The sequence below is a fragment of the Nocardiopsis sp. NPDC055824 genome, from assembly GCF_053616335.1.
In genome coordinates this window covers 1-10,353 of record NZ_JBSHDN010000217.1, presented here as the reverse complement: position 1 = coordinate 10,353, position 10,353 = coordinate 1, and the positions used below count along the sequence as shown (strand labels likewise).

The 10,353-nt window shown below is 75.8% G+C and carries 7 protein-coding genes; 4 read left to right on the top strand and 3 right to left on the bottom strand.

The features are described from left to right. Positions 1–21: 21 nt before the first annotated feature. Entirely contained in the window at positions 22–510 is a 489-nt protein-coding gene (locus ACWGL3_RS27810; RefSeq protein ID WP_267950478.1) for a GNAT family N-acetyltransferase, read from the bottom strand. A 111-nt stretch (positions 511–621) separates the two neighbouring features. Further along, the gene (locus tag ACWGL3_RS27805; protein ID WP_267946022.1) at positions 622–5,415 is read right to left on the bottom strand and encodes a DEAD/DEAH box helicase; all 4,794 of its coding nucleotides are present in this window, start codon (positions 5,413–5,415) and stop codon (positions 622–624) included. Between the two features lie 78 nt (positions 5,416–5,493). Between ACWGL3_RS27805 and ACWGL3_RS27800 the strand changes: the two genes are divergently transcribed. From ACWGL3_RS27800 to ACWGL3_RS27785, 4 genes are all read left to right on the top strand, one after another. After that, positions 5,494–5,688, top strand: coding sequence for a DUF3046 domain-containing protein (locus tag ACWGL3_RS27800; RefSeq protein WP_267946021.1), 195 nt, complete (start codon positions 5,494–5,496; stop codon positions 5,686–5,688). A 184-nt stretch (positions 5,689–5,872) separates the two neighbouring features. Then, complete coding sequence (recA, locus tag ACWGL3_RS27795) at positions 5,873–7,003, top strand: recombinase RecA (RefSeq protein WP_267946020.1); 1,131 nt, start codon at positions 5,873–5,875, stop codon at positions 7,001–7,003. Then, a complete protein-coding gene (gene recX, locus ACWGL3_RS27790; RefSeq protein WP_267946019.1) occupies positions 6,996–7,595 on the top strand; it encodes a recombination regulator RecX in 600 nt (199 codons plus the stop codon). The genes recA and recX overlap by 8 nt, the downstream gene beginning before the upstream one ends. Before the next feature lie 65 nt (positions 7,596–7,660). Then, complete coding sequence (locus tag ACWGL3_RS27785) at positions 7,661–7,999, top strand: glyoxalase superfamily protein (protein WP_267946018.1); 339 nt, start codon at positions 7,661–7,663, stop codon at positions 7,997–7,999. A gap of 54 nt (positions 8,000–8,053) precedes the next feature. Here ACWGL3_RS27785 and ACWGL3_RS27780 read toward each other — a convergent pair whose 3' ends face one another. Further along, positions 8,054–10,198, bottom strand: coding sequence for a S9 family peptidase (locus ACWGL3_RS27780; RefSeq protein ID WP_452461967.1), 2,145 nt, complete (start codon positions 10,196–10,198; stop codon positions 8,054–8,056). Between the last annotated feature and the right edge of the window lie 155 nt (positions 10,199–10,353).

The following is a 10,353-nucleotide window of genomic DNA, read 5'->3' as shown; positions in this document are numbered from 1 at the left end:
GCCCCGGGCCGGACGGGCCGTTCAGGGGCCGGGGGAGAGGGAGCGCTCCATCACCACGCGCGGCAGGACGCCGATCCCGGCCCGCTCCTCCGCCTCCCACACCTGTTCCAGCGCCGGACCCCAGTCGGCGCGGGGCACGACGGAGAACCCCCGCGCCGCGTACCAGGGGCCGTTCCACGGCAGGTCGCGGAACGTGGTGAGGGTGAGGCGCGCGTGTCCGGCGGACGCGGCCCCGCCGCACACCGCCTCCAGCAGCGCCGAGCCCGCGCCGCGCCGTCCGTGGGCGGGGTGGACGGCGAGCTGTTCCAGGTGGGGACCCTCGCCGACGGTCACGGTCGCGGCCAGGCCGACGACCGGCCCGCCCCCCGGTGCGCACGCCACCAGGACCTCCTCCACGTGCGCGAGCATCTCCCGCGGGTCGTCCGGCGGGAGCACCACGCCGGCGTCGGCGAAGACCGTGTCCGCCGCCAGGGACACCTCCACCACGCGCGGCTCGTCCTCCGGCCGCATCGGCCGGACCTCCAGGTCCACGAACGCCTCCCCTCCGTGCCGGCCGGGCCCCTGCCGGCCGAGGGCCATTGTGGACCCGCCCCCGCCGTGCGGCAACGGGTTTGCGCGCGGTCAGGGCCGCAGGCGCAGCCCCTTGGGGGTGACGTGGAACCCGGCCGACACCAGGGCGGCGTCCACAGGGGTCCCGAAGACCTCCGTCCCGTCCGAGCGCTCCACGGTCAGCGCGCCCAGGGCGCCCTCCCGCACCACCCCGGCCAGCGCCCGTGCGGCCCGTTCCAGCAGGTCCGGGGGCGAGCCGAACGTGAGGACGGAGCGCCCTCCCCTTCCCACGTAGAGGGTCGGGCGGCCGCCGTCGACCACCACCACCGCACCCGGGTTCCGGCCCGGACGCGACGCCGAGTCCTCGGGGCCCCTCGGCCACGGCAGGTCCGTGCCGAACGGGTTGGCCGGGTCGGTCGCCGCCAGCACCACCGGCGCGAGCGCCCCGCCGGGGGCGTCCCCGGACAGCGCGCGCAAGCGGTCCACCGCCCCCGCCAGCGCGAACTGGGCCCCGCCCAGCCCCTCCACGAAGTAGCCGCGGCGCGCCCGCCCGGACTCCTCCATGGACCGCAGCACCCGGTACTCCTCCTGGGAGACGTTGCGTCCCTGCCACCCCCTCACCAGCAGGCCCGCGCGCTCCAGCCGGGCCTCCACCCGGGCCAGCGCGCGCCGGGTGGGGTCGGGCTCCCGATCGGGCAGCACCCACCAGCGGCCCGCAGCCGAGGGAGGCCCCGACCGGGTCGGCAGCACCGGCCGCCGCACACGCCCCGCGCGCGAGGGGGCCCTGCGCGGCGCCGGCCCCGCGCCCAGCCGGGCGCGCAGCGGGGCGAGCGTGTCGTTGGTGACCAGCCCGTCCCACACCAGCGCCCACAGCGCGTCCACCAGGTCCCTGTCGGTGACCGCCGCGGTGCCCAGGGCGCGGGCGGCCCGGTCGGCCACGTCCCGGAAGAACAGGGCCCCGCCCTCCCGCAGCGCCTCCAGCACGGTGTGCGGCAGGGTCCCCTCGTCGGGGAGCAGGGGGTCGGGCAGCAGCACCGCCGCCTCGTCCGCCGGGACCAGCGTCAGCCACCCGTCCTCGCCGGGCAGGGTCCCGACCCCGGCCCAGACCACCTCTCCCGCCTGGGTCAGCTCGTCCAGGCGGTTCGGGGCGTACCCCTCGACCCGGGCGGGCAGCACCAGCGACTCCAGGGACGAGGCCGCGACCGGAGCGCCCCGCAACGACTCCACCGCCTCGAACACGGCGTCCGGCCCGCGCCACCGCTCCGAGGGGGTCGCACGCTGCCACATCGGCGCGAACCTGGCGAGGACGGCCGGGTCCACGGGCTCCACCTCCCGGCGCAGGCGCGCGATCGAACCGCGCCTCAGCCTCCGGAGCACGTCGGCGTCGCACCACTCGGTGGCAGCCCCTCCCGTCCGCGGGGCCCCGCCGCCGGCGGACGGCGGGGGAGCGGTTCCCTCCGGCCGGAACCCGCCCTGGGACACCCTGCCCTCGCGCGCCAGGACGCGCAGCACCCCCAGGACCCCGTCCTCGGGCAGGCCGAGCCGCTCCGCGGCCTCGGCGGCGGTGAACGGACCGTGCGTGCGGGCGTACCGGGACACGAGGTCGCGCCGGGCGTCCGCCACCGGTTCGAGCAGGGCGGCGGGCACCCCCGGCGGGGGCTCGGCGCCCAGGGCGTCGCGCAGCCGCGCCACGTCCTCCACCGCGCACCAGCGCCCGGCCGCGCCGGGCCGGTCCCCCGGGAAACGCATCCGCACGATCCGGCCCTCGGCCGCCAACCCCTCCAGCCACGCCTCCTCCACACCCCGCACGGCCGCCTCCCCCGTCGTCAGCGGCCCCACCTCGCGCAGCAGGTCCGCCGTGCCCTCGGCGTCCCGCACCGGGGCGGCGGTCCGCTGGAGCAGGGCGCCGACGTGCTCCACCACGTCGGGGTCGAGCAGGTCCCGCAGGTCGGCGTGGCCCAGGAGGTCGGCCAGCAGGGACGGGTCCAGGGTGAGGGCCTGCGCGCGCACCTCGGCGGCCGGGGCGTCGCCCTCGTACAGGAACGCCGCCGTGTACTCCATCAGCAGCGACTGCGCGAACGGCGACGCGCGCTCCGTGCGCACCTCCACCACCCGTGTCCGCCTCGCACGGAGGTCGCGGAGCACCTCCACCAGCGCGGGCACGTCGAACACGTCGCGAAGGCACTCGCGCACCGTCTCCAGCACGATCGGGAACGACCCGTACCGCCCCGCCACCGACAGCAGGTGCGAGGCCCGCAGCCTCTGCTGCCACAGCGGCATCCGCCGGTCCGGGCGCTGGCGGGGGAGCAGCAGGGCCCGCGCCGCGCACTCCCGGAACCGGGAGGCGAACAGGGCCGAACCGGTCAGCTCGTCGGTGACGACCCCCTCCACCGTCTCGGGGTCCAGCGCCACCAGGTCGGCCAGCCCGCCCGCGCGGTCGAGCCCCTCGGAGTCGGGCAGCCGCAGCACGATCCCGTCGTCGCCGTGCACCACCTGGGCGTCCGCCCCGAACCGCTCCCGCACCCGGGCCGCGATCGCCAGCGCCCACGGCGCGTGGACCCGGGCCCCGAGCGGCGAGTGGACCACCGCGCGCCAGTCGCCGACCTGGTCGCGGAAGCGCTCGACCACGACCGTCCGCTCGTCCGGCACCTGGCCGGTGGCCCACCGCTGGTCGGCGACGTAGGCCACCAGGTTCCGGGCGGCCCAGCGGTCCAGTCCGGCGCCCTCGGCCAGGGCCAGCGCCTCCTCCGGGCCGGAGTCGGCGAGCTGCCTGGTCATGGCGCCGATCGCGCGGCCCAGCTCCACCGGGCGGCCCTGGGCGTCGGCCTTCCAGAACGGCATCCGGCCCGGTCTGCCCGGCGCCGGGGAGACCAGGACCCGGTCGGCGGTGATCGCCTCGATCCGCCACGACGTGGAGCCCAGCACGAACACGTCGCCGACGCGCGACTCGTAGACCATCTCCTCGTCCAGCTCGCCGACCCTGGTGGGCGCCCTGCCCCCGTCCTGCCCCGCGAGGTGCACGCCGTACAGGCCGCGGTCGGGGATGGTGCCGCCGCTGATCACGGCCAGCCGCTGCGCCCCCGGCCGCGCGCGCAGGACGTCCGCCTCCCGGTCCCACACGACGCGCGGGCGCAGCTCGGCGAACTCGTCCGAGGGGTAGCGGCCCGAGAGCATGTCCAGGACCGACTCCAGCACGGAGTCGGCCAGGTCGGCGAACGGGGCCGCCCGCCGCACCAGGGCGGCCAGCTCGGCCACCGGCCAGTCGTCCATGGCCACCATCGCCACGATGTGCTGGGACAGCACGTCCAGCGGGTTGAGCGGCATCTCCAGCCGTTCGATGCCGCCCGCGCGCATGCGTTCGGCGACCACGGTCGTCGCCAGCAGGTCCCCCCGGAACTGGGGGAGGAACACGCCCTGCGAGGTCTCGCCGACCCGGTGCCCGGCCCGCCCGACCCTCTGCAGCCCGCTGGCGACCGACGGCGGCGCGGCCACCTGGACCACGAGGTCGACCGCGCCCATGTCCACGCCCAGCTCCAGGCTGGAGGTGGCCACCACGCAGCGCAGGCGCCCCGCCTTGAGGTCGTCCTCGATCAGCGCCCGCTCGGCCTTGGACATCGAGCCGTGGTGGGCGCGCGCCACCACCGCCTCCCCGCCCCTGCTCTGGCCGGACTGGCCCATGACCTGCGCGGCCGGCCCCTCCGGCGGGAGCTCGGATCCGTGCCGCTCCGCGTACAGGTCGTTGACGCGGGCGCACAGCTTCTCGGCCGTGCGCCTGCCGTTGGTGAAGACGATCGTGGACCGGTGGGACTCGACGAGGTCCAGGACCCGGCGCTCGACGTGCGGCCAGATGGACCCTCCCCGACGGGTTCCGAGGCCGCGCGGGTCCGGCTCCGGGAGCTTCCCGGCGTCGTCGGCGCGGGGCCGGGGGGCGAGCGGCCCGGGGCGGCCGGGGGGAGCGTCCCCGCCGAGCCCCTCCGCGTCCGGGTCCCCGGGGAGCGGCGCGGGCTCCGCGCCCGTCTCCTCCGGGGCGCCGGGCTCCGCGCCCGTCTCCTCCGGGGCGCCGGGCTCCGCGCCCGTCTCCTCCGGGGCGCCGGGCGGCAGGGCCGCCGCCTCCGGGGCGTCGGGCTCCTCCATGTCGGGGACGGGCACCACCACGCGCAGGTCCAGGCCGGGGGAGTCGGGCGGGCAGACGATCGCGGCTCCGCCGAGGAACCCGGCGACGAGCTCGGGCGGGCGCACGGTCGCCGACAGGCCGATCCGCTGCGCGGGCCGCTCCAGCAGGGCCTCCAGCCGTTCCAGGCTCAGCGCCAGGTGGGCCCCGCGCTTGGTGCCCGCCAGGGCGTGCACCTCGTCCACGATCACCGTCTCCACCCCCGAGAGCCCCTCGCGGGCGCGCGAGGTGAGCACGAGGAACAGCGACTCGGGCGTCGTGATGAGGACGTCCGGAGGACGGGTGGCGAGCCTGCGCCGCTCGTCGGCGGGGGTGTCCCCGGTGCGCACGCCCACGGTGACCGGGGACAGGTCCCGGCCCGCGGCGCCGGCCGCGGCCGCGATCCCCGCGAGGGGGACGCGCAGGTTGCGCTCCACGTCCGCGGCCAGCGCCTTGAGCGGGGAGACGTAGAGCACGCGGCACCGCCTGGAGCGGTCCTCGGGAGGGGGAGAGGCGAGCAGGCGGTCCAGGGACCACAGGAACGCGGAGAGGGTCTTGCCCGACCCCGTCGGGGCCACCACGAGCGTGTTGCTCCCCCCGGCGACGGACTCCCAGGCGCCCGTCTGCGCCGGGGTCGGGCCGGCGGGGAAGGCCTGGTCGAACCAGGTCCGCGTGGCCGGTCCGAAGCGTTCGAGGGGATGCGACACACGACTCATCCCGCCAGTGTGCCCGCCGCGGGGGACAGAACGGCGGAAGGGCCGCGGCGGGCGCGCCGATCCCCGATACTGGGGCCGATGAGACTCACTGCTTTCTGGAACAACATGCACCAGCAGTTCGGCGAGGCGTACGCGCAGAGCCTGGCCAAGGACTACGTCATCGAGGGTCTCGGCTCCAGGACGGTCCAGCAGGCGCTCGCCGACGGGGCGAGCCCGAAGGAGGTGTGGCGGGCGGTGTGTGACGCGTTCGACCTCCCGTTCTCCGTGCGCTGACGGAGCGGGCCGCCGACGCGCCGCGACGACGGTTCGTCCACGGGTCGCCCACGAAATCGAACAGAGGTTCGGGTAGTGTGGGTTGTCCACAGGCGAACGTCGGACGTCGCGATTGTCGTATCGACCGCGTAGCGTCGTGCGCATCATGAAGAAGAAGGCACCCACCCAACAACAGGGGTATCCCGTGGCATCTGGAGACCGAGACAAAGCTCTCGACACAGCGCTCGCGCAGATCGAGCGGCAGTTCGGCAAGGGCTCCATCATGCGCCTGGGCGACGATGATCGCCCGCCGATCGAGTCGATCCCCACCGGGGCGATCGCCCTCGACGTGGCGCTCGGCATCGGCGGTCTGCCCCGGGGGCGGATCATCGAGATCTACGGCCCCGAGTCGAGCGGCAAGACCACCGTCGCCCTGCACGCGGTGGCCAGCGCGCAGAAGCTGGGCGGCATCGCCGCCTTCGTCGACGCCGAGCACGCGCTCGACCCCGAGTACGCCAAGAAGATCGGCGTCGACACCGACAACCTCCTGCTCTCCCAGCCGGACACCGGTGAGCAGGCCCTGGAGATCGTCGACATGCTGGTGCGCTCCGGCGCGGTCTCCATCGTCGTGATCGACTCGGTGGCCGCACTGGTCCCCCGGGCCGAGATCGAGGGCGAGATGGGCGACAGCCACGTCGGCCTGCAGGCCCGCCTGATGTCGCAGGCGCTGCGCAAGATGGCCGGTGTGCTGCACCAGACGGGCACCACCGCGATCTTCATCAACCAGCTGCGCGAGAAGATCGGCGTCATGTTCGGCTCCCCGGAGACGACCACCGGCGGCAAGGCGCTCAAGTTCTACGCGTCGGTCCGCCTGGACGTCCGCCGTATCGAGACCCTCAAGGACGGCACGGACGCGGTCGGCAACCGCACCCGGGTCAAGGTGGTCAAGAACAAGATCGCGCCGCCGTTCAAGCAGGCGGAGTTCGACATCATCTACGGCGTCGGCGTCTCCCGCGAGGGCAGCCTCATCGACCTGGGCGTGGAGCACGGCATCGTGCGCAAGTCCGGCGCCTGGTACACGTACGAGGGCACCCAGCTGGGCCAGGGCAAGGAGAACGCGCGCACGTTCATGCGCGAGAACGTCGACCTGGCCAACGAGATCGAGAAGAAGATCAAGGAGAAGCTGGGCGTGCCCGTCAAGGGCGACGACAGCGCCTCCGGCTCCGCGGCCGAGAGCGGCAAGGAGCCCGCCAAGGACTCGGCGGACACCGCGGCCAAGGCGTCCGCCAAGCGCGCCCCGGCCAAGACCGCCAAGGCGCCCGCGCCGGATGCGTGACCGGGGCCGGCCCGGGGGGCGGCGCCCCTCCGACGGCGCACGCCCCGAGGACACCTCCGAGCACACCTCCCCGGGCGGGTCCGGACCGCCCGGGGACGATCCCGAGGCGCAGGCCCGCGCCCTGTGCCTGCGGATGCTCACCCACTCCCCGCGCACCCGCGCCCAGCTCGAACGGGCGCTGCACCGCAGGGAGTTCCCTGAGGAGGTCGTCGACGCCGTCCTGGGGGCGTTCGGCGACGCAGGGCTGATCGACGACGCGGCCTTCTCCCGCGCCTGGGTCTCCTCCCGCCACCACGGCAGGCGGCTGTCCCGACGCGCCCTCGCCCAGGAGCTGCGCACCCGGGGCGTGGAGGAGGACACCGTCAAGGAGGCGGTCGCGGAACTGAGCGACCAGGACGAGGAGGAGGCCGCCCGCGACCTGGCCCGCCGCCGCCTCGCCACGACCCGGGGCAAGGACCGGGAGGTCCGCATCCGGCGCGCCCTGGGCGTCCTCGCCCGCAAGGGCTACTCCTCGGGCCTGTCCTACCGGATCGTCCGCGAGGAACTCGAACGCGAGGGCGTCGAAGCCGACCTGTACGACCCCGACCTCTGACCGGGACGCGCCTCCCGGGCCGGCCGCCCGCGCGGTCCGCGAGACCGATGACCACGGGAGGTCCCGTGCAGGGGGAAGCCGTCCCGATCCTTCGCGTCGCCGTCGCCGACGCCGAAGCGGCCTCGGCCCGCTACCGGCGCCCGGGCTCCACCCGCGAGTGGGAGCACCGGTTCGAGCCGGGCCTCCCCGCCTTCGTCGGGGTCGCCCGCGGGCAGGTCCGGCCGTCCCTGTCCGAGCACGAGGGCGACGCCCGCCCCGACACTCTGGTCCACCTGCGGGTACGCGACGTCGACGCGGTCGCCGCCGAGTTCGGGGTCCCGGTGGAGGACGCCCCCCGGGCTCGCGGGACCGAGCTGCGCGCCCCCGGCGGCAACCGCCTGCGGGTGGGCACCCCGAAGGACTGACCCGCCCCGCGCCCCGGAGCGGGGGCCGGCGCCGCCCCGCTCACGCCGACCGCCTCACTCGGAGGCGGACGCCCCGGCCGTTCCGGCGGGGTGCGGCGCCTGTTCGCCGGACCCCCGGTCACCGGGGGAGGCCTCCGCGGGGGGATCGGCGCCCTCGTCGCCGGTCGCGGCGGTCCCCGGATCCGCCGCCGCGTCCTCCCCGGGCGGTCCGGCGGGCTCCGGCGCGGGGCGCGGCTCCGGCGGGTCGGTCACCAGCTCGAGGGGGGCGACGTCCGCCGTGAACCCGAACACCCTCGCGTAGAAGGCCAGCTCGGCCTCCAGCGCCCGGACGCGGACGTCCTCCGCGGTGAACCCGTGCGCCTCGCCCTCGAACTCCAGCAGGGCGTACGGGGTCCCGCCGCGCCCCAGCGCGGTCGCCATCGAGAAGGCCTGGTCCGGGGTGACGACGGGATCGTCCAGCCCCTGCAGCAGCAGCACCGGTGCATCGATGTCCCCGGCCCGGTTGACCGGCGAGCGCTCGCGGTACCGCTCCACGAACCCAGGCAGCGTGCCCACGAGGGAGTCCAGGAACCGCGACTCGAAGTCGTGCGTGCTCTCCGCGAACCCCAGCAGGTCGGTCACGCCGAACAGCGACACCCCGCAGGCGAAGGTGTCACCGGTCAGCGCCATCAGCGCCGTGTACCCGCCGGCGCTCGGGCCGCGGATCGCCAGCCGCTCGGGGTCTGCCACCCCCTGCTCCACGAGGGCCCGCGCGGCGGCGGAGCAGTCCTCCACGTCCACCACGCCCCACTCCTTGTGCAGGCGCTTGCGGTACGAGCGGCCGTACCCGGTGGAACCCCCGTAGTTGACATCCACCACGCCGATCCCGCGGCTCGTGAAGTACGCCTTGGCCAGGTCGAACTCCAGCGTGCTGACCGACACCGGGCCCCCGTGCGCCCACACCACGTACGGCGCGGGCCCCCGGGCCCCGGCGCCGGGGTTGGTCGGCGGGTACACGTTGGCGTACACGGGCGCCCCGTAGCGCCCGGGGAGCCGTTCCTGCCGGGGGACGGGGAGGTAGGCGGGGTCGGGCAGCTCCTCGGCGGCCCGGCGCAGCACCTCCACCCGTCCCGAGACCGGGTCCAGCCGCACCAGGCACGGGGGCTCGGTCGGGGCCGAGGCCACCGCCACCACGGAGCGGCCGTCCGTGTCCAGCATCCCCCACGTGGTCAGGTCGGTCGCCACGGGTGTCAGGTCGAGGGTGTCGGGGTCGTACACGCCCGGCGTCAGGTCGGCGTGCCCGTGCAGCGCCACGACCTTCCCCGACTCCAGCACGCAGAAGGACCGGTTGCCCAGCCGGCCCGGCGAGGCGTGGAACTCCTCCTCCGCGGGGTACAGGGCGATCGGCTGCCCGGTCGTCCCCGCCTGGTACAGGTTCCACCAGCCGGGCCAGTCCGAGGCCACGTACAGGGTCGCGTCGTCCACCCAGGCGGGGGACACCACCGACTCGTCCACGCCCCCCTTGATCGTGTACTCGGCGGACAGGCCCGTCTCGCCCAGCGCGCCCACGCGCAGCTCACTGCCGTCCCAGGGCATGCGCGGGTGGTTCCAGCGCACGTAGGCCAGGTGGCCGCCACCGGGCGAGGGGGTGGGCGAGGCGTAGAAGTCCGCCCCCGACACCAGCTCGCGCACCGCCGACGGGTCCTCGGCCCCCCGCCCGGAGAGCGGCACCGCCACGATCGACCGGCGCACCGCGCCCCGCGCGTGCTGCTCGCGCACGCACAGCACACTGCGCCCGTCCGGGCTCAGCGCGGGGTCGGCGTAGCGCAGCGCCGCGGGCTCCTCGGGTTCGGGTGTGAGGGGGACCGGCTCTCTCGTCCCGCGTTCCAGCAGGTAGAGGCGCTGGTCGGAGGATCGGCAGAACACGACGCCGACACGGGCGATGGCCTTGTCGTCACGGCGGGGGACGGGCAGGAAGGCCCGTCCCCCGTACTCGTGCACCCGCGTGCCCGCGCTCCAGGGCGCGGACAGCAGGTCGGTCACCGTCCCGTCGGCGTCCCGCCGCATGAGGGTGGTCCGTCCCTCCTCCGGTCGGCTCTCCTCCCACCAGACCTCGTCGCCCACGACGGAGGGGAACGCCATCCGGCGCACTCCTCGGGCGACGTCGCCGGCGCTGATGGGCGATGGCCAGGAGCCGTAGGGGCTCGACAGTTCAGACATGTCCCGCTCAGGATGGGTCGTGGGTTCGATCAGATGACATGTCGACCTTAGTCCTCACACGCGTCCCTGTGCAGTCCCGCAGGGACCCTGTGTCCGGGTGCGAACGGCGACGGCCCCGCGCACGCCGTCGTGGCGTGCGCGGGGCCCGTACGGGC

Excerpts from the sequence above, each read along its gene's own strand:
- ACWGL3_RS27780 (WP_452461967.1), bottom strand. The coding sequence starts at position 10,198 with ATGTCTGAACTGTCGAGCCCCTACGGCTCCTGGCCATCGCCCATCAGC.
- ACWGL3_RS27805 (WP_267946022.1), bottom strand. The coding sequence starts at position 5,415 with ATGAGTCGTGTGTCGCATCCCCTCGAACGCTTCGGACCGGCCACGCGG.
- ACWGL3_RS27800 (WP_267946021.1), top strand. The coding sequence starts at position 5,494 with ATGAGACTCACTGCTTTCTGGAACAACATGCACCAGCAGTTCGGCGAG.
- recX (WP_267946019.1), top strand. The coding sequence starts at position 6,996 with ATGCGTGACCGGGGCCGGCCCGGGGGGCGGCGCCCCTCCGACGGCGCA.
- ACWGL3_RS27810 (WP_267950478.1), bottom strand. The coding sequence starts at position 510 with ATGCGGCCGGAGGACGAGCCGCGCGTGGTGGAGGTGTCCCTGGCGGCG.